The organism is Vibrio splendidus (assembly GCF_003345295.1).
Taxonomy (GTDB): Bacteria; Pseudomonadota; Gammaproteobacteria; order Enterobacterales; family Vibrionaceae; genus Vibrio; species Vibrio splendidus_K.
In genome coordinates this window covers 710,914-730,708 of the sequence record NZ_CP031056.1, presented here as the reverse complement: position 1 = coordinate 730,708, position 19,795 = coordinate 710,914, and the positions used below count along the sequence as shown (strand labels likewise).

The 19,795-nt window shown below is 43.4% G+C and carries 19 protein-coding genes; 8 read left to right on the top strand and 11 right to left on the bottom strand.

From position 1 onward, the window contains the following. Nucleotides 1–101 precede the first annotated feature (101 nt). The 3 genes from DUN60_RS18965 to pepT form a co-directional block, all read right to left on the bottom strand. Complete coding sequence (locus DUN60_RS18965) at nucleotides 102–944, bottom strand: mechanosensitive ion channel family protein (protein ID WP_054545721.1); 843 nt, start codon at nucleotides 942–944, stop codon at nucleotides 102–104. Nucleotides 945–1,086: 142 nt separating this feature from the next. Then, nucleotides 1,087–1,554, bottom strand: a complete 468-nt coding sequence (locus tag DUN60_RS18960; RefSeq protein ID WP_114634899.1) for a DM13 domain-containing protein — start codon at nucleotides 1,552–1,554, stop codon at nucleotides 1,087–1,089. Between the two features lie 76 nt (nucleotides 1,555–1,630). Beyond that, nucleotides 1,631–2,863, bottom strand: a complete 1,233-nt coding sequence (pepT, locus tag DUN60_RS18955; RefSeq protein WP_114634896.1) for a peptidase T — start codon at nucleotides 2,861–2,863, stop codon at nucleotides 1,631–1,633. 348 nt (nucleotides 2,864–3,211) lie between these two features. Between pepT and DUN60_RS24600 the strand changes: the two genes are divergently transcribed. From DUN60_RS24600 to DUN60_RS18945, 3 genes are all read left to right on the top strand, one after another. Further along, nucleotides 3,212–3,358, top strand: coding sequence for a hypothetical protein (locus DUN60_RS24600; RefSeq protein WP_004731758.1), 147 nt, complete (start codon nucleotides 3,212–3,214; stop codon nucleotides 3,356–3,358). 409 nt (nucleotides 3,359–3,767) lie between these two features. Then, nucleotides 3,768–4,760, top strand: coding sequence for an aldo/keto reductase (locus tag DUN60_RS18950; RefSeq protein ID WP_244212253.1), 993 nt, complete (start codon nucleotides 3,768–3,770; stop codon nucleotides 4,758–4,760). Nucleotides 4,761–4,966: 206 nt separating this feature from the next. Then, entirely contained in the window at nucleotides 4,967–5,701 is a 735-nt protein-coding gene (locus tag DUN60_RS18945) for an RNA methyltransferase (protein WP_114634891.1), read from the top strand. A 97-nt stretch (nucleotides 5,702–5,798) separates the two neighbouring features. On the opposite strand, the gene fdxA is transcribed toward DUN60_RS18945, so the two are convergent. Next, the gene (gene fdxA, locus DUN60_RS18940; RefSeq protein ID WP_004731764.1) at nucleotides 5,799–6,122 is read right to left on the bottom strand and encodes a ferredoxin FdxA; all 324 of its coding nucleotides are present in this window, start codon (nucleotides 6,120–6,122) and stop codon (nucleotides 5,799–5,801) included. Between the two features lie 253 nt (nucleotides 6,123–6,375). Between fdxA and DUN60_RS18935 the strand changes: the two genes are divergently transcribed. Then, nucleotides 6,376–8,007 carry an NAD(P)/FAD-dependent oxidoreductase gene (locus tag DUN60_RS18935; protein WP_114634889.1) on the top strand — a complete coding sequence of 544 codons (1,632 nt, stop codon included), beginning with the start codon at nucleotides 6,376–6,378 and terminating at the stop codon, nucleotides 8,005–8,007. A gap of 122 nt (nucleotides 8,008–8,129) precedes the next feature. Here the strand turns inward: DUN60_RS18935 and DUN60_RS18930 are convergent, their stop codons facing one another. From DUN60_RS18930 to bluB, 3 genes are all read right to left on the bottom strand, one after another. Beyond that, nucleotides 8,130–9,590 carry a hypothetical protein gene (locus DUN60_RS18930; RefSeq protein ID WP_114634887.1) on the bottom strand — a complete coding sequence of 487 codons (1,461 nt, stop codon included), beginning with the start codon at nucleotides 9,588–9,590 and terminating at the stop codon, nucleotides 8,130–8,132. 176 nt (nucleotides 9,591–9,766) lie between these two features. Continuing rightward, nucleotides 9,767–11,422, bottom strand: a complete 1,656-nt coding sequence (locus DUN60_RS18925) for an ABC transporter substrate-binding protein (RefSeq protein WP_114634885.1) — start codon at nucleotides 11,420–11,422, stop codon at nucleotides 9,767–9,769. Between the two features lie 204 nt (nucleotides 11,423–11,626). Beyond that, complete coding sequence (gene bluB, locus DUN60_RS18920; protein ID WP_114634883.1) at nucleotides 11,627–12,298, bottom strand: 5,6-dimethylbenzimidazole synthase; 672 nt, start codon at nucleotides 12,296–12,298, stop codon at nucleotides 11,627–11,629. 167 nt (nucleotides 12,299–12,465) lie between these two features. Between bluB and DUN60_RS18915 the strand changes: the two genes are divergently transcribed. The 3 genes from DUN60_RS18915 to DUN60_RS18905 all read left to right on the top strand — a co-directional run bounded on the left by DUN60_RS18915 (nucleotide 12,466) and on the right by DUN60_RS18905 (nucleotide 14,887). Beyond that, the gene (locus DUN60_RS18915) at nucleotides 12,466–13,665 is read left to right on the top strand and encodes a DEAD/DEAH box helicase (RefSeq protein ID WP_114634881.1); all 1,200 of its coding nucleotides are present in this window, start codon (nucleotides 12,466–12,468) and stop codon (nucleotides 13,663–13,665) included. Nucleotides 13,666–13,774: 109 nt separating this feature from the next. Then, nucleotides 13,775–14,179: a PPC domain-containing DNA-binding protein gene (locus DUN60_RS18910; protein WP_114634879.1), complete on the top strand. Its 405-nt coding sequence runs from the start codon at nucleotides 13,775–13,777 to the stop codon at nucleotides 14,177–14,179. A gap of 84 nt (nucleotides 14,180–14,263) precedes the next feature. Further along, on the top strand, nucleotides 14,264–14,887 hold the full coding sequence (locus DUN60_RS18905) for a 3'-5' exonuclease (protein WP_114634877.1): 624 nt from the start codon (nucleotides 14,264–14,266) through the stop codon (nucleotides 14,885–14,887). A gap of 69 nt (nucleotides 14,888–14,956) precedes the next feature. Here the strand turns inward: DUN60_RS18905 and DUN60_RS18900 are convergent, their stop codons facing one another. Continuing rightward, nucleotides 14,957–15,793, bottom strand: a complete 837-nt coding sequence (locus DUN60_RS18900; RefSeq protein WP_114634875.1) for a DUF6279 family lipoprotein — start codon at nucleotides 15,791–15,793, stop codon at nucleotides 14,957–14,959. Nucleotides 15,794–16,097: 304 nt separating this feature from the next. On the opposite strand from DUN60_RS18900, the gene DUN60_RS18895 reads away from it, so the two are divergent. Further along, nucleotides 16,098–16,271 (top strand): hypothetical protein, encoded by a 174-nt coding sequence (locus DUN60_RS18895; protein WP_017077429.1) that lies wholly within the window; start codon nucleotides 16,098–16,100, stop codon nucleotides 16,269–16,271. Between the two features lie 84 nt (nucleotides 16,272–16,355). Here the strand turns inward: DUN60_RS18895 and dbpA are convergent, their stop codons facing one another. The 3 genes from dbpA to DUN60_RS18880 form a co-directional block, all read right to left on the bottom strand. Continuing rightward, nucleotides 16,356–17,735 carry an ATP-dependent RNA helicase DbpA gene (gene dbpA / locus DUN60_RS18890; protein ID WP_017074818.1) on the bottom strand — a complete coding sequence of 460 codons (1,380 nt, stop codon included), beginning with the start codon at nucleotides 17,733–17,735 and terminating at the stop codon, nucleotides 16,356–16,358. A gap of 176 nt (nucleotides 17,736–17,911) precedes the next feature. Beyond that, a complete protein-coding gene (locus tag DUN60_RS18885; protein WP_114634873.1) occupies nucleotides 17,912–18,820 on the bottom strand; it encodes an aldo/keto reductase in 909 nt (302 codons plus the stop codon). A 217-nt stretch (nucleotides 18,821–19,037) separates the two neighbouring features. Then, nucleotides 19,038–19,631 carry a hypothetical protein gene (locus tag DUN60_RS18880; RefSeq protein WP_114634871.1) on the bottom strand — a complete coding sequence of 198 codons (594 nt, stop codon included), beginning with the start codon at nucleotides 19,629–19,631 and terminating at the stop codon, nucleotides 19,038–19,040. Nucleotides 19,632–19,795: the final 164 nt, after the last annotated feature.

The window sequence follows — 19,795 nt, the reverse complement described above, 5'->3', positions numbered from 1 at the left end:
AGAGTCGATATATCGCTCTCGGCTTTCTTTTTTTCGGGCGCTATAGTTTGGACACTATAGTTTAGACGCTGTAGGTTGGTCGCAATAGACTGACGAGTAAATTAATCGTTGCTTGGGAATGCAAGAGCGTAAGCTTCCATGAAATCCTTACGGATATCCTGTTCAAGGTGAATCGCTTTTTCGGTCGGACAGAAGATCATAAAGTGCACTTCTTGCTCACCCGTCGAACTGCTCGTGATATGGATATGAGGCTCAGATCCCGGAAGATCAACGCCAGCGTGTTTTTCGATCACACCGTTATAACGGCGGGCAACATCGATAAATTCTTCACAATGCTCTTCAATTTTAACGATAAGGCCCGGCACCATTGGATATAGGTTAACGAAGTCTTTGACCGTCACAAAAAAGTTATGATAAACGTAGCGCTTCATGAAATTAAGGTTCTTGACCGGGTAGGTGAAGAACATGCTATTGGGCAGCGTGGCTGTCTTGCCAGTGAAGTGATATTGCCCGTGATATAGGTCGATTTCCTGAATCACAGTCGCCATCAAATTGTGCTCAATCACCTCACCGCTGATTTTACCCACTTCGATCCAGTCACCGATTCTAAATGAGCGAGAACTCGCACGCTGAATAGAACCGGTGAAACACAAAATGATCTCTTTAGACGCAACGACTATAGCAACAGCAATGGCCGTTACTGACAGCGCAAACTCGCTGATTTCAGATTTCCACAGCACAAATAAAGTGACCATAATAATGGCAAACGTACCGTTCTTGGTACGTGACATCCAGTTACGTTGATCTTCACTGAGAAAAGCGACATCACCACGGATTCGAGACAGAGTGATTCGTCGGATTATTAATATAATGCAGATGATCAGCACACTAAAAATAAACTTATTAGCGAGTAAGAAATCGATCACTTGCCACAACTTTTCCATTACGTATTCCTTTGTATTACAACAATTAAGCTTTATAACGACGAGCTTTACAGCGACTGACTCAACCCAAAAAACGCATTATAAAAAAGCGCTCAAAAATAGAGCGCTCCTTTTCATGATTAATTCAGCTTAGGTAAGGCTATCATTTTATCTTGGCAGAAGTAATAAATTGACCAAAAGTTTCACACCAAATCACAACCGTATTAAATCGATTAAGATCAGTACCTTCAGGCAGCTCAACCATAAATCGGTCGAATGTTTTTACATCTCCGACTCTCAGTAAATCGCTTTTACTATCATTGAAGGCTTGTTCGGTTTCAATAAACTTAGGTGATAGGTAAACTTTATAATCCGGTCCCGGTGCCAGTTCACCTTCAAAAGCTATCGCACTTTCAGAAACAGAAACGATGCCTTCTCCCCAATGCAAAAAGTCACTGTCTTGTCGGTCTTTAGTGAACTCGCCTGTGTAGATAGCCTGCTGACTGATCGCTTCAACAGAACTTGAGGAAGGAGAATCAGGCTCAATCAAGATAGGTAGTGCATAGACACCAAGCCCAAAACCAAAAGCACCCACGGCTAAGTGGGTGCAAAGTAAAACTAACTTTTTCATCGCGTACTCCCTTATGCTTAAAGAGAGTATTATTGAATACTCTTAAAAATACAAAGAGATATAACGCTTTGATATCCTATTTTTGGTAATGAGTCGCCGTACGCTGAGACAATTCGACAATCACTTTTACCGCTTGCTCCATGCCTTGAATGGTAATGAACTCATGAATACCGTGGAAGTTATAGCCGCCAGTGAAGATATTCGGACATGGTAGCCCCATGAAAGATAAGCGAGCGCCGTCTGTACCGCCTCGGATCGGCTTGATCATGGGCTCAACATCGCACTCAATCATCGCTTGCTTCGCTAATTCAATAATATGTTGATGCGGTTCAACCATCTCTTTCATATTGAAGTAGCTATCGGTTAGCACCAGCTCAACACGGCCTTTCTCAAGACGCTCATTCAGCTCATCCACTTTCTGTTGCATGAATGCCTTACGCGCTTCTACACCCTCACGTTCAAAATCACGGATGATGTAACCCAGTTCAGAACGCGCCACACCCATTTCAGCTGATTTCAGGTGGTAGAAACCTTCATAACCTTCTGTGCACTCTGGTGTTTCTTGCGTTGGCATCATCAATTGGAATTGCGCCGCGATGTTCATCGAGTTCACCATTTTACCTTTTGCGGTACCTGGGTGAACATTTACGCCATGACAGACAACATCGGCGCTCGTGGCATTAAAGTTCTCAAATTCCAACTCACCGACTGGACCACCATCAATGGTATACGCCCACTCAGCACCGAACTTCTCAACATCAAACAGGTTCGCACCACGGCCGATCTCTTCGTCTGGTGTGAAACCAATACAAATATCGCCGTGTTTGATCTCTGGATTCGCTTTGAGGTAAGCAATTGCACTGATTATTTCAGCGATGCCCGCTTTGTTGTCGGCACCAAGCAGAGTCGTACCGTCAGTCGTAATAAGGTCATGGCCATGCAAGGTATCAAGATCTGGGTATTGGCTTGGATTCAGGCATTCACCGCTTGCACCTAATTCTATCGTTCCACCTTGATAATCTTTAATCACCTGTGGTTTCACGTTAGCGCCGGAAGCATCAGGAGCGGTATCCATATGTGCGACAAAGCCAATGGCAGGCACATCGTAATCGACATTCGACGGCAGTTTCGCCATCAAATAGCCATTTTCATCTAAAGAGACATCAGTTAACTCTAATGCGATCAATTCTGATTTTAAGGCTTCAGCAAATGTTATTTGACCCGGTGAACTTGGGCACTGCTGATTAGAAGGATCGGATTTAGTATCAAAAGTAACGTAATTCAGAAAACGTTCTACAAGCTTTTCCATAATTCATCTCACCATGGATTAAGTAATTGATTTACTGACTTAATTATTATGTCGATAAGCGATACATCGTTAAATTAAGACGAACATAGAGTCAGTAGCGAGGTTTTTCATCTTACGCCCCTGACCATGTATGTAATTGCTCTACATCATTATTGTGCGAAATTAGACGAGCTTCCTATACTTGAAATAAGAGGGTTTCGTCAGTTCAACATTGCATACGGATGATAAGAGATCGCTTTGTACGCATTCTACGCCCTCCGCTCTCAGCCTAAAAAAAGTACAAAGTGGATGATGATCACAATTTATCCTTGATGCAGAATCTGTCATACGTTACACGGAGACACAGTTATGACGATTAATAAATATTTCATTTTATCTCCTCAAGCCTCTGAGGAAACGCTTCAACCAGCATTAACTGAGAAAGAAGTTCAAAGGCAGGAAGCTCTAAGACAGGCGCAATCTCAAGGTGGGTTTGACACCAACGCGACCTCGTAACTTAATCAATACTCAGAACATATTTAAGAACCCCTAATAAAAGAGCTCTACTTCTCTATGATGTAGAGCTCTTTTGTCTTTGACTCTTCTTCTCTCTTTCTATGATGTCCTATTCAGGCGTCGAACCCATTCACGTTTTGTGACTCCCCTACTTTATATCTATAGCTCCACGACTATGCAGCTAGCTCATTCGCTACGTTGAGAAATGACTCATTAAACTTCCCTCAGCCATACCTTGTCGTGTCATTTTGTGCTAATAATTTATATTCGTTTTCATTCCTCACTCGCTCTCTTTTCAAAAACTCTAATGCGAGTACCAGAGAACTTAACCACAGGAATCCCGAATTCAATGGAATATTCAAAACTAGGAAGTAGTCAAATTCCCGTTTCCCGCATCTGTCTTGGCAGCATGACTTGGGGGCTGCAAAATACGCAACAGCAAGCCGACCAACAAATCGAATACGCACTAAGCCAAGGTATTAACTTCATCGATACTGCAGAAATGTATGCGGTTCCCCCGTCTCCAGAGACCTACGGCAAAACAGAAGCGATTATTGGTAACTGGCTATCGCGCCACCCGCAGCGCCGCCAAGAACTGATCATAGCGAGTAAGATTGCAGGCCCAGGTCTTCCTTGGGTTCGAGATGGTGGTCCTATAACGGGTAAAGCCGTAATCGAAGCGGTTGATGCGTCATTAAAGCGTCTACAGACTGATTATATCGACCTATATCAACTGCATTGGCCAAATCGAAATACACCTCACTTTGGAAAACAGTTCCCAAATCAAATTCGCTTCAGTGATATCGACCGAAAGCAGCATGAAGGGGAAATGTTGGAGATCCTTCAAGCCCTAGCGAGCTGCATTAAAGCAGGAAAAATCCGTCATGTTGGTTTGTCTGATGACACCACTTGGGGCATCAACACTTATCTCAAGCTGAGCGAAAAACACGATTTGCCACGCATGGTCTCGATTCAGAATGAATTCAGCCTGCTGCACGCAAAAGACTGGCCGTATCTGATTGAGAACTGTGTGCATGAAGATGTCGCTTACCTGCCTTGGTCACCGTTATCTGGAGGAATGCTCAGTGGCAAATACATTGATGGTGCGAGACCAGAAGGAAGCCGTTGGACTTACATGCAGCGTAAAGGCATTTTCCGCGACACTGAGTCTGCCAATGAAGCCGTAAAAGGATATGTCGAAGTTGCGAACTCTCATGGATTTACGCCGAGCCAGCTTGCATTAGCATGGTGTAATCAAGTCGATGGTGTTACCTCATCCATCATTGGGGCGACCACGATGGAGCAGCTAAAAGAGAACGTGGCTGCTTTCAGTAAGCCATTATCAGAAGAGATTCTTACCGATATCAACACAGTGTTTAAGCGCTATCCTGTTCCATATTAAGCTGTAGTTCACCCAGCCTTCTCAGTTTGTCTAGCCTGTTCAGCTTAATCTTTGGTAAGTAAATCAGATAAGAGCGTACTATTTAGTACGCTTTTCTTTTTGTAAGTGGGTCGCTTTGCTTTTTATGTGGATCGCATTGAGCTATCACGCTTTTGGTTCTCCAACCTTTGCTCTATAATGCGCGGGCTTATATCTAGGATAAAAACATGATTTCAAAAAACCAATTAAAACTCCTTCGTGCTTTGGGCCAAAAGAAACAACGTAAAGCCCACGGCTTGTTTCTAGTTCAAGGTGAAAAGAACGTTCTTGAGCTGTTCAATAGTGACTTAGTCGTGAAGAACGTCTTTGCTACCGCTGATTTCTTATCTGAAAATCACGCTTCACTTATTGAGTTTGATTGTGTTGAAGCCTCGCTAGATGACCTAACCAAAGCGAGTACTTTGGTGAGTAACAATGCCGCGATTGCTGTCGTTGAGATCCCAACATTTGAACTGCCAAAAGCAACTGGGTTGATGATTGCACTGGATGGCGTATCTGATCCGGGCAACCTAGGTACCATTATTCGCGTAGCAGACTGGTATGGTATTAAGCATATCGTTGCGAGCAGCGATTGTGCAGACCCATACAACCCTAAGACCATCAGTGCAACTATGGGTAGCTTTGGCCGAGTACACGTAAGCCAAACAGACTTACCGGCTTATTTAGAACAAGCGAACCTACCGGTTTACGGCGCGTTCTTAGAAGGCGAAAGTGTTCATAAGACAGAATTTACTGCCAATGGCATTTTGCTGATGGGTAGCGAGTCTCACGGTATTCGTGAACATGCGGCTAAATTCGTGACAGACAAGATTACGATTCCAGCTTTCGGGGGCGCGGAGTCTTTGAACGTAGCAATGGCGACCGGTATTATTCTCGACAACATGCGTCGTCAGCATAGCTAGATTTCATAGGCTAACGAGCCAATCGACAGTGTTCAGGTATTAAAAAAGGCGTATTGATTAAATCAGTACGCCTTTTTATTTGAGTTCTTTTCAACAACTACTTTTCTAGCATTGCCAACTTATCAGACACACCATTCCACTTTTCAGCTTCATCCATCGGTGCTTTTACTTCCGTTTGTACCGGCCAAATCTCGGCAAGCTCGGCATTCACTTCAATAAAGATCTTTTGATCTTCTGGCAGTTCATCTTCTTGGAAGATCGCTTGAGCATCACATTCAGGTACACATAAACCACAATCAATGCATTCGATTGGGTTAATTACCATGAAATTAGGGCCTTCATGGAACGCATCTGCGGGGCATACCGCCACACAGTCTGTGTATTTACATTGAATACAGTTATCGCCTACGACAAATGCCATGATGCTCTGCTCTATAAGTTAGTCAAAATTGAAGAATGGAGGATAATACTCATCCCAAGGCAAAATTCAACATCATACGACTCTAATATCGTGTCTATTTGCTCGATGCTTCCAAATTAGTATGACAGATAAATCAATTTCTCGTAAAATGCGCGCCATTGTGAGCTTATCGCTTCTTTCAACATCAGCGTTTTATCAAACTCTGTATTAAGAAACGATCTAGCTAAGACACCTATAAAAACGAGACATCAAAATGATACGTTTAACCGAAATTAAACTCCCACTAGACCATGAAGAGTCAGCCATTCAAGACGCTATTGAAGCAAAGCTTGGCATTAACGCTGATCAGGTACTTTCTTTTAATATCTTTAAACGTGGCTACGATGCTCGTAAGAAATCAAAAATCTTACTTATCTACACGCTTGATGTTCTCGTTGAAAACGAAGCTGAGTTGTTAGAACAATTCATCAGCGACCCGCACGTAAAAGTGACTCCTGACATGGAGTACAAATTCGTGGCTAAAGCGGTTGAGAACCAAACTGAGCGCCCTGTGGTTATCGGTTTTGGCCCTTGTGGTCTATTCGCTGGCCTTGTGCTTGCTCAAATGGGCTTCAACCCAATCATCGTTGAGCGTGGCAAAGAAGTTCGTGAACGTACGAAAGATACCTTTGGTTTCTGGCGTAAGCGTACTCTAAACACAGAATCAAACGTACAGTTTGGTGAAGGTGGCGCAGGTACATTCTCTGACGGTAAGCTATACAGCCAAGTTAAAGATCCAAAGCACTACGGCCGTAAGGTAATCGAAGAGTTTGTTGCTGCAGGCGCACCAGAAGAAATTCTATACGTAAGTAAGCCGCACATTGGTACCTTTAAACTGGTTACGATGATCGAAAAGATGCGCGCTTCTATCATTGAGCTAGGTGGCGAAATCCGCTTCAGCACTCGCGTAGACGACGTTCACATGGAAGATGGCCAAATCACTGGCTTAACGCTTTCTAACGGTGAAGAGATTAAATCTCGCCACGTAGTACTGGCTGTTGGCCATAGTGCTCGTGATACGTTTGAAATGCTGCACGAACGTGGCGTTTACATGGAAGCTAAGCCTTTCTCTGTTGGCTTCCGTATCGAACACAAGCAAGCTATGATCGATGAAGCTCGCTTCGGCAAGAACGCGGGCAACCCTATCCTAGGTGCTGCGGACTACAAACTAGTACACCACTGTGAGAACGGCCGTACTGTATACAGCTTCTGTATGTGCCCGGGTGGTACTGTGGTTGCAGCGACTTCTGAAGAAGGCCGCGTAGTAACCAATGGCATGAGCCAATACTCTCGTGCAGAACGTAACGCAAACAGTGCCATCGTTGTGGGTATCGACCCTGAACGCGATTACCCAGGTGACGCACTAGCAGGTATCCGTTTACAGCGTGAGTTAGAAAGTGCCGCTTATGTTCTAGGTGGCGAGAACTACGACGCCCCTGCACAGAAAATCGGTGACTTCCTGAAAGGTCGCGATCCAAGTGAGATTGGTGAAGTAAAACCATCATTCACGCCGGGTATCCACCTAACAGACATTTCAAAAGCACTACCTGATTTTGCTATCGAAGCAATTCGTGAAGCAATCCCAGCGTTCGAGAAGAAGATCAAAGGCTTCTCTACTCCAGACGGCCTACTAACAGGTGTTGAGACGCGTACGTCTTCTCCTGTATGCATCAAGCGTGGCAAAGACTATCAAAGCATCAACTTAAAGGGCTTCTTCCCTGCAGGTGAAGGTGCAGGCTATGCTGGTGGTATCCTATCTGCTGGTATCGATGGTATTAAGGCTGCAGAAGCGCTAGCGATATCAATGGCCGAACAGAACCAAGCTGAGAAAATTGAGATCGCTTAGGCGCTTTCGATAAAGCAAAGCTAAATAGCGGTCAGCTAAAACTAAAAATCCAGTGTCTTGTAGACACTGGATTTTTTTATTGCGTACGGATTATGTAGATTTAGTCGGTATCGACTCTGGCTTTACTTACAAGTGTCTTTTGACCAGGTCACACCATCATCTGAACACTCAAATCGACTTGTTCCATTCTGGTAATAATAACCTTTAGTCCAGTTACCTTGAGAATATTTAGACGTTATCGTTTGAGTATAATCAAACGGCGTATTTTCAATGTACGCATACTTATGTCTGTTCCAGCTGTCAGAGCCATATGAACTGTTGTCATTAAAATCTACCGATAGGTAATTGAGCGCATCAAAGTCGCTGCGCGACACACTATCCAATGAATCACCTAGATTAACCCACTCTGGATGTGGTGCGTTATTTTCAAAATTAAATTTCGCTTGTACTTGGGTAAACTGATCTTTGTAGTCACCGACAACATCTGCCGACAAGGTTTGCATGAATCCAGCACCGATATTTTGACGTGAACAACTTTCCCAATCAGGTTGTTTAGACCAACCACGGTTCAACACACCAAAGGTCGCGAGTGAGTTAGGCAAAACCTGCTGCTTGATCGTCTCTTGCACCGAACATGAATATTCAGTTCCATCACTATCCAATGAGAACCAAGCTTCTTTGTCATACTCTAAGCCATTTTTCTTTTGGCCATTACGCTCAATATGTTTATTTAAAGCCAGCTCAGTCTGCAGATCAGCGGACACTTCATGTTCAATGACAATCAGCTTGTCTGCGGTCATCACCGTTTTAACTTTATACCACTTATTTATTTCGTTCTTCTTAGCGTAATCCCAATGTTCCCAGTAATAATCAACATAAGCTTGTTGGGCTTTTGGATTCTCTTTTTGAATCTCTTTGGTCTCTTGATACGACTTTTTGATAGCCGGCATCATTTTTTGCGCTAAGTCATAGAGCTCAGTATTTTGATCTTTAACGAAATCTCCATACAAGTCTTCAACTGCGATGTTGTATCGATTGGCAATGCGGAAGTCATGATCTTTCACATTTTGGATAATGCTATTTTGGGTGTTTACGGCTTGCTTCAAAGCTGAACAACTGTTTAAGCCACCTTTGTGCAAATCAGCTTGAATCTCGTTCCATAACACTGTGGTTAATGGTGTCGTTGACTTGATTTCTAAATCAGAACTCACCGTCATGACTGGCGGAAATACTAACTGATAAGGTTCAGTAATCGGCGAGTTTGGGCTATCCGCATCAATTGCGCCGACCGGTACGTTCACTACGATTGGAGCGTAGTCCATGCAGTCAGAATTAGAACCCGTTAAAGATAACTGATAGCTGCCTTCATCGTCTGTGATGCTGCTTGGCTCACCTTCATCTAACACACCGTTATAATTGATGTCCAAAAACGCGGTCGCCCCTGAAATATAACCATCGATAGCCACACCTTGTAAGGTTTTTGTTTGAGGAGCGGAAGCACTGGTACTGCTACCACCGCCTCCTCCGCCACAAGCCGTAAGGCCACCAGCGATAAGTGCGATAGAAATAAGCTTAAGTTTCATTCGATGAGATCCTAATGAAATACATTAATAAGTAGGGTTGTCATTGGGGGGATGACCGAGAATGACTGTGATAGTCATGGTCAGTCATAATAGCGATTGGTATTCAAAAGAAACATGAAAGGGTGCTAGGCAATTTATGCATGTTTTGTTCTAACGAAAGGTCTTAAATGGACTAATTACATATCGCTTGAAGATATCCAGAGTTTATAGAAATCACTGTAGCCAGTTTGATTGATCTCTACGCCTTGAACCTCAACACTATTAAAAACCTTCTCTTTGCCGTGAAATAACGGACAAAGTAACTTCTGTTGATAAAGCGAATCTTCAATTTCTAGCAAGTCGCTCATTGGCTTCTCGCCACTCACAGCGGCTCTAACTCTCTCGCAATGCGCCCTCATCTCCAAATTGTTGAAAATGAATCTGAGGCCAGATGAAGCAAGTAGCCAATCGTAAAGGCCATAATCGGCTGGCTGTTCGATAACTTCTTCAATGAATAACAGGTCTGCCGACTCACTCATGGAGCTAGGGTCACTGATATTGGGAAGCTCAACAACTTCAATAATGACACCTGTCTTTACAATCGTTTGTTGCAGCCAGTCAGCCATCTCTTGAAGTAAAGGAATCGTCATTCTAGGTCGTGTTAACACAACAGTGCCCGTCAAAATAGGAATGGGATTGCTGCATGTTAATTTACTAGGCGAGAAAGAGAGATCATCCGTCACCATATCAGCATCAAACTCTTTACTGCTGGACTTGATAAACGATACCAGCCTGTCGAGTTCTTCAGGGGTTATGCCTGCGTTTTCTCTACGATTAACTGCAAGATACGAAAGTGCATTGATTGTGGTTTCTTCCGCTACACCAGACTTATTGAAACTGAGAGTATGATCATTTAAGCCATCAATATCCGTCAGCGTGATCTGCTCTAACAGTGAGTGTTGAGCAAAGTAACCACGGTGACGTTTTAGAATAAGGCGCTCTTCGCTCCAATCATCCAAAGAGAAAGGTCCCGTTCCAATATACGCACTGCGTCCACTAGCAAAATAGCTACGCTTGCAACGGTAGATAGACGCGTGTGCACTACACAGCGCATAGATAAACATTGGGTTTGCGCGCGCTAACTCGATAGTTAGTTTTTTCTCACCCACCACATGAACATCATTCACCTGCTCAAATAAAGACTGTACCGGGCCATCTATGTTTTTTAACCGTAACAAACATTGAACGACATCTTTTGCACTCAAGGTTTCACCGTCATGGAAAACAACATTAGGCCTTAACCAAAAATGCAGAAAGCGACCTTCTATCTTCCAATGGTGGGCAAGACTGGCTTGAGGCTCGCCATTAAGATCTTGAACTAACAAAGTATTATAGATACTTCTCAGAATTTGATGTTCAGCGATTCTATAGGTTTTGGCGGGCTCAAGATTATCAACCCAGGGGTATTGAGTGATCAACAAATGATCATGCTGTTGATTGAAAAGGTTATGTTTTTCAGTGGCTAGCGTCAGTGCCTTTATTGCGGTATCACCATAGCTTTCTAAAAGGCGAGGAATTACGTTAAAGCGACCTTGCTCTAACTGAAGCGCTAAAACTTGCTCTAATGCTTCAGGGAAGCTAAGCAAAATTTTAAATTGACTAAGCCTCCCTCGTCCTTTGGACGGAATCCAACAAATCCACTGGAATTCAGATAGGCATTTCAGGACGATCGATGTGTTTCTACGAGAAGTAGAAAGCGAGTGTTCCAGATCATCTATCGTTAGGTGGTACTCTTCACCTAGTTCATATTTGACCAGCAGTTGTTGGAATCTACGTAAGTTCGCGTCGTTCAATGGGTATCCAAATTAAAGCGTCTAAAGGAACGAGAATAGCTATCACAAAAATATGGTCTCTATTTACTCGTTCAAAATTGGAATATGCTTTGTGAAACTGTTGATATAAATATTATCAAGACCCAATTTAGTTTATAAACACCTCTTTTAGCAAACAAAATAACCAATGATGATACATAGTCGTAATCAAAATAAGAGATGCGTTTAGTCTTTGACTGAATTCGTTATTTGGTCTGAATTCCACTTCCCTTCATGAATCGCAGAATTGACGTCTCTTCTTGGTAACCAGCCCATGGTTTCAAGTTCGGGTTTATCTTTGAAGTGTTCAACGTAGCCGATACATAAGTACGCCACGATATCGATGTCTTCCGGGATATCTAATGCGTCTCGCAGTGTTGAGTCATGCAGGATGCTCACCCAACCTAGCCCTAGGTTTTCAGCTCTTGCCGCGAGCCATAAGTTTTGAACCGCACACACGGTGCTGTACAGATCCATCTCTTGTTTGATGGTTCTACCTAAAACAACTTTTCCGGTTCGATTACGGTCACAAGTGACGCAGATACCGATAGGTGATTCGACGATACCTTCGAGCTTTAGACGCTTATACATCGCCTGCTTTTCATCGGGGAACATTTCCGCGGATTCTGCATGTGCTTGATTGAAGCCGGCTTTGATTTGTTGCTTGGTTTCAATATCACGGACAACGACAAAGTCCCAAGGCTGCATAAAACCAACACTCGGCGCATGGTGCGCTGCGGTTAGCACACGCATCAAAACGTCTTCTGGGATCTCATCAGGAAGAAACTGACCACGAACATCTCGGCGAGAAAAAATCGTTTTATATACTGCATCGCGTTCATTCGGCGTAATTTCCATACATCCCTGTCTTATCGTCGTCTTATTGAGCCAGTATTATCCAACTAAAGTGTCTATGTTACTAGCGGTACACAAGCAACATGGTAGAATGCCGCCATTAATCTTATCCTTGTATAAGATTGTTAAACCTTTCCATCGCTATTTAGCCAAATCATACCGAGAAACTTATGCCATTTTCCAAGCTTGGATTAAGCTCACCTATTGTTAAAGCCGTTGCAAAACAAGGCTATGAAAAGCCAACCTCTATTCAAGAAAAAGCAATTCCGATTGTACTTTCTGGTAAGAACCTTATTGCTGCTGCACAAACAGGTACAGGTAAAACTGCGAGCTTTGTTCTCCCTATCTTAGAAATGCTAAGTAAAGGTGAAACACAGCGTAAAAAACGCATTCGCGCCGTTATTCTTACACCTACGCGTGAGCTTGCGGTTCAAGTTGAACAGAACATTACTAAGTACGCGAAGTTCCTAAACCTTACATCATTAGCGATGTACGGTGGCGTGTCTTACCAACACCAGAAAGATCGTCTTATTGAAGGCGTAGATATTCTTGTGGCAACACCAGGCCGTTTGATCGACATGTACGGACAACGTGCCGTTCACTTTGATGAAGTTGAAGTTCTGGTTCTTGATGAAGCTGACCGCATGCTAGACATGGGTTTTATTGAAGACATCAACAAGATCATCGCGCGTTTACCACAAAACATCCAAAACCTGTTGTTCTCAGCGACGCTATCAACGCCTGTCCGTGCCCTAGCGAAAAGCGCAATCAGTGAAGCGGAAGAGATTTCTATTGCCAAAACTGACGCCTCTAAAGCGAACATCGAACAGTGGTTGGTGACAGTAGATAAGGATCGTAAGTCGGCACTATTGAGCCATATGATTACTGATGGTGATTGGGACCAAGCGCTTATCTTTATTGAAACCAAGCACGGCGCGGCGAAGTTAGTTGCTCAACTGGAAAAACGTGGTATCCAAGCAGAGGCTTTCCACAGTGGACGTAGCCAAGCGATTCGTGAAAAAATCTTAGCTGATTTCAAGAAAGGTAACCTAAAATACTTGGTTGCGACTGGTGTTGCTGCGCGTGGTATCGATATCGATAACCTAAGCCGCGTAGTTAACTACGACATCCCATTCCCTGCGGACGATTATGTTCACCGTATTGGTCGTACAGGTCGTGCGGACGCGTCTGGTGAAGCGATCTCTTTCCTATCGAAAGACAACTTCAAGAACCTATGTATTATTGAAAAACGTCTTGGTCACTTGATTGAACGACGTGTAGTTGAAGGTTTCGAACCACGTAAAGAAGTACCAATCTCTGTATTGAACTTCGTGCCTAAAAAGAAAAGAGACCTGCAGCAACCTGAGTAATTTCAAATTTAGACAATGCGAGAGTCGCGTTAATCAAAATATAAATGAAACGAAGCCCAATACGGCTTCGTTTTGTTCTTTGAAACACGAATACAAGGCAGGTAACTAGATGATCACTCCTATCGCAACGAGATTAACCCGTGGGCAAGATCTAAAACTTGAGCTCCAAAAGCTTGTGACAGCGCACAATATCTCAGCGGGCTCTGTCGCGTCTTGTGTCGGTTGTGTTTCTCAACTCAATATTCGTTTGGCTAATGCGAACAAAACCAAGCTAATCACAGATCCGTTCGAAATTGTGTCACTTATGGCGACGCTAACCCCAAACCACCAGCATGTTCATATATCCGTTGCTGATGAAAATGGAAATGTGATTGGTGGGCATTTGCTTGAAGGGACGATTATCGCAACCACCGCTGAATTGATTGTTCACTGCTACGATACTTTGACCTTCAACAGAGAGCATGACGATTCGACGGGTTACAGTGAGCTCACTATCAGCGAAAACACGCAATAGAACAACACCACGCAATAGATCGCCCCATAGCAACACTAAGCGCCCCATATAAAGCGATACAACCAAATAGTATTAGGAAACACGATGGCTCCAAACTCCGCAGACTCCGTTATCGTTCTCGATTTCGAAACCACAGGCTTATCACCAAACATGGGTGACCGAGCGATTGAAATCGGTGCGGTGAAACTCGTTAACGGCGAAGTCGTCGACACCTTCCAGCAACTCATGAACCCAGGATTTCGTGTTAGCGGGTTCATTGAAAGCTATACCGGAATCAATAACCGCATGTTAAGCACGGCGGCCAGTTGCAGCGAAGTGATGAATGAGTTTGCAGACTTTATCCAAGGCAGCCAACTTGTTGCTCACAATGCGTCGTTTGATAAACGCTTTCTTGATGCGGAATTAGACTTTATTGGCCGAGACTATACTGGCAAGTTCGCTTGCTCAATGTTGATTGCTCGCCGTCTAATCCAAGACGCGCCGACTCATAAGCTAGGCGACCTTGTGCGTTTTAAGAATATCGACAACGACGGTACTTTCCACAGAGCGTTAGCCGATTCAGAAATGACAGCACGGTTGTGGTTATTAATGATTGATGAACTGCAAAGTGATCACGGTATTCAACAGCCGAGCTTTCAACTGATGCAGAAAATATCTAAGACAGCTAAAGGCTCGATTCCAAAGCTGCTAATGAGTAACAGAGGCTAACTCTCTGCGTTCGGCTTTGGGTTTGTCAGAAGGCTAGTAGCAAACAGTCACTAGCCTTAAATAGCTACCCTACTCCTGCAGTGACACTAACGTCGTCTTGAGGCTTTCTAGTTCACTCATAAAATAAGCCCATTGTTTATCACTGCTCACTGCGGCGATATCCACCAAGAACTTCGCTGATGTTTGCATATTCTTATCAAGCTTAGACTCCAGTTCTTGCGGATAATAATCTTCATTGTTCAAAAGTAGTTTCATAATAATTGGCTGTGCAATATGTAAATCGGTCTTCTTTTGCATAAGTGTCGTTAGGTCTTGATACGTATTATTTTGATATTGTCGCCAGCTATCGTTAGTATTTACCCACTCTTGAGACCACGTCAAAATAATCGTTTTTTGCTCTTCCGATACCGACCCGAACCATCGCTCTAACCTATCTTCAATTCGACTTCGATAACGTTCTCTCGAATCTTCATCATTCAATGATAATCTTTCTTCGTAATACTCTTGCTGCTTTTCCCTAAAGTTCTTTAAGAATTCGTTATCTTGCTCTGGGGTAAGCTGCATACTTAACGCGTAAATATCTGGAGCGAACTTGTTAACGATCGAGCGAATATGATTTTTAGTTTGTTCACTTTGATCAATGATAAAAGCAGAATTCATATCAGAACGGTCTAAGTTTTGAATCGCTTGCAGTTGCGACATATACAGCGGAAGTTGGGTTTCTTTGTGCCATTGCTGTAATAAGTCGAGGCGCTCTTCGAGCTCTGATTCTTGACTGTTGGATAGAGAAACAAAGTCTTCAATATAGCTAACCGCAAACCAGCTTATATTGTTGTAGGCAAATTTAGTCCCGCAACCAGCGAATACAAAACAGACTAATAAGACTAACCATCGACACTTTCTCATTTAACCCTCTCACGATATTCAGCAAATCCACAAATCCATTAACTCACCCTTTTAAGGTTAGCTCTAGTTCTTATAACGCTATATTCTAGCTCTTATAAAAGTAGCCTTAATAAGCAGTGGCTGTAAAAACTTTGAGATAAATTGAGACTCAGACTTGCTAATCTAGCTATTTCGGCAAATGATTAAACTAAAAATAATTAATGGCAGTGATGTAACTTGATTTTTATTGCTCATTTGATGTAAACGAATCCTATAAACGAATGGTTTATTTATTTTCAAATGATTAATATTTGGGAGGTAAGCTATGGCCGCTACTCCTCATTATACAAGCGAGTTAGAGTACGAGCTTTGTTATTTTGACGATGGAAGACTAACAACAATTACGATATCCGCTAATAATCGACAGGAAGCGATGACTTGGTATCTTAGCGAAGGAAGACATATCAACGATTTCTATTCGATCAGACCTGATGAATAAACGTTTGATACGTTACTGACTGTGGAACACCCTTTACTGCATTATCACTAGCATGACTTAGCAGTAAAGGGAGACAATCTCGAACTACTTCAGAATTCGGGCGCGGAATTGACGACCCTTCATTTTACCTGATTCGATTTTACCTAATGCTTTCTTAGCCATTGATCTTTCTACAGCAACGTAAGCACGCATCGCGAACAAGTTGATCTTACCTACTGACTTACCATCAATACCGCCTTGGCCTGTCAACGCACCAAGGATATCGCCTGCGCGAAGTTTCGCTTTCTTACCACCATCAATCTGGATGGTTACCATGTTTGAGTAGTACGGCTTAGCAATTGGTTTAGCTGGCAACTGAGACGGTTCGATTGGCATATCCATGTACTCATCAATTTGAGCAACACGGTGCATCTCTTTTTCGCTAAAGAAGCTAATTGCGACACCTTTGCTTCCTGCACGACCAGTACGACCGATGCGGTGCACGTGTACTTCAGGATCGCGAGACAACTCAAAGTTGAACACAGCATCTAGGTTATCAACATCAAGACCACGAGCAGCAACATCTGTTGCAACCAAGATAGAGATGGTTTTGTTTGAGAACTGAACCAAAGCTTGGTCACGTTCACGCTGTTCCATGTCGCCATGAAGCTCGATAACACTGAAACCACGGTGGCTTAGCTCATCATTTACGTTCTGTACTTCTTTCTTAGTATTACAGAACACAACCGCTGACTCTGGTTGATGATGAAGAAGCATTAGCTCTAGTGCGTCATCACGAGCTTCAGTACCTTCAACCTTATAAAAGTGTTGTTGGATGCTTGAGTGATCGTGCGTTGATTCAACCTTCACCATTTCAGGGTTATTCATGATGCGGTCTGCAACAGATTTAATCTGTTTAGGGAAAGTTGCACTGAACAATAACGTTTGACGATCTTTTGGTGCTGCTTCAATAACAGCATCTAGTGCATCTTGGAAACCCATTTCCAGCATGCGATCGGCTTCATCTAACACAAGTGTGTTCAACTCAGACAGGTCAATACGCTCTCTCTCTAGGTGGTCCAGGATACGACCAGGAGTGCCCACAAGAATGTGTGCGCCATGCTCTAATGAACCAATTTGTGGGCCCATTGGCATACCGCCACATAGTGTCAGCACTTTAATATTGTGAATGCCACGAGCAAGAGTACGGATCTCTTTTGCTACTTGGTCTGCAAGCTCACGAGTCGGACATAACACTAAAGATTGAACACGAAAACGCTTAACGCGTAGGTTTTGCAGCACGCCTAAACCAAAGGCAGCTGTTTTACCTGAACCCGTTTTACCCTGACCGATAACATCCTTGCCATCCAGAATAATAGGAAGACTTAACGCTTGAATAGGCGTCATTTCAGTATAACCAAGAGAATCTAACGTATTTAGAAGCTCTGGCTTAAGGGCGATTGAAGAGAATTTTGAAGTGCTCAATGGAAATATCCAACTGGTGAAAAACAGAGTGCATTATGAGTGTTTTTGAAAATTATTCCACCTTAATCACAGTTTTGGAGCAACATGTTAGGCGAATACAAAAAAACCAGCTGGGGTGCTGGTTTTTTACGTTGAAACATCTAAGTCTGTGGATAAATGCCAGACCCCAAAGGTCTCTATGGCACACCGTGGCCTTTAGATGCAACCCATACGCGATACCATTGCTCGCGAGTCAGTTCTATTTTCAGCGCATCAACGGCCGTCTTCACACGTTCAATCTTACCTGAGCCAATAATCGTAATTGGATTAGACGGTAAACGACGAACCCAAGCGTAAATCACTTGGTCAATGCTGTCTGCACCCACTTCTAGACGAATCGCCTCTAGCTCATCACGAACGCGAATCGCTTGTTCTGAATCACCACTGAAGATGCTACCGCCACCGAGACAAGACCACGCCATTGGACGAATACGGTTCATCTGCAGTTGATCCAGCGTACCATCATGGGCGACTTCGAAGTTCAATGGATTGATTTCAACTTGGTTAGTCACTAGTGGCTTACCTAGTCGAGATTGCAGTAAGTCGAACTGACGCGGTGAAAAGTTAGAGACACCGAAGTGCTTAACTTTACCGACCTTATGTAATTCAGCGAACGCTTCTGCTACTTCATCTGCATCCATCAGTACATCAGGGCGGTGAATCAGTAATACATCAAGTTCGGTTACACCAAAACGCTCTAGAGAGTTATTTACCGATTGGTAAATATGATGCGCGCTGGTGTCATAGTGATTGATCTTGCGATCAGGAGTGTGGTCACCACACAAGTTGATGTCGCACTTGGTGACGATTTGGATATCATCACGAAGGCTTGGCTCAAGCGCCAATGCTTCACCAAACAACTTTTCACATTGGTAGTTACCGTAAATATCCGCGTGATCAACAGTTGTGATACCAAGATCAATGTGCTGCTTCAGGAAAGTCAGGCGTTGTTGCGGGGTCATGCCCCACTCTGCTGTACGCCAGTATCCTTGCACCAACTCAGAAAGTTCTGGGCCTTGTGGCGCTGTCGTTACTCTTGCAACCATGGGTTGTCTCCTTTATCAATACTGAACGTATCCTAAGCTCGTTTTACCGAGGGCTCAACGTATAACAAATGGCAAAGGTAAACGCTTACTAAAAATGTGAGAGCCACAGAAAAACGAACACTTAAATGAATAATAGCTTGCTGTCTGCCCGTCAACCGTTCTCCTGAAAGGCTTGTTTAATCTGATGAATGACGAAACCATCTATAAATTTGAGCAATTAAAAGCGATTTAGTTCAACCGTTAAGTTGTCACCATCACTATGCAGCTGAATCCAAGGAACTGAAGAACCAGAAGAAGATGAGGAAGAACTAGGCACATTCCATACACTCATTTGCTCAGAGGAATGATGTGGTGAGTTGATGAATTCGACGAGTTGTTTATCTACCTTATCGTAACCAACGCCCTCACGTTTCGCTTGCTCAAGTTGAGCGACCACATCGAACTCATCCTCGCCAATCCGAATTAAGCTAAGAGCAAAACCATCTTGGCGAAGATACGCCTGAAGCTTTGTGTAACTTAGGTTCGAATATGGCAGGTTTAAGCGAACCACCTCGACGCTTGAGTCGCCCAACTCCAATTCAACATAAACATCCAGATCGTAATACCGCGTCAAATCACTGCACAGAAGAGCACCTTCGATCTCGCCACAATCCATTAGGTCATTATCGTTAACATAATTTTGAGAACTAGGTTGAGCTGAACTGCTGTTGAATACCGTACGCAACCACCAGCTTTCACTCGCTTGCGCAGAGGATGAAAGGGTATTCAGAGCCAATAACAAAGGTAGGATTAAGACTGGAAGAGTTCTCATTTATTGTGCTTATTTCACGCGGTATGAAACGTTCATTATACGTGACCAATCAATAAACAACCGCTCAAGCCACAAACTTTAGGCAAAAAAAACGGGCATACATGCCCGTTAGATAAATTCTATCGCCGAATAACGTAATCCGTCACATTGAGAACCATTACGGA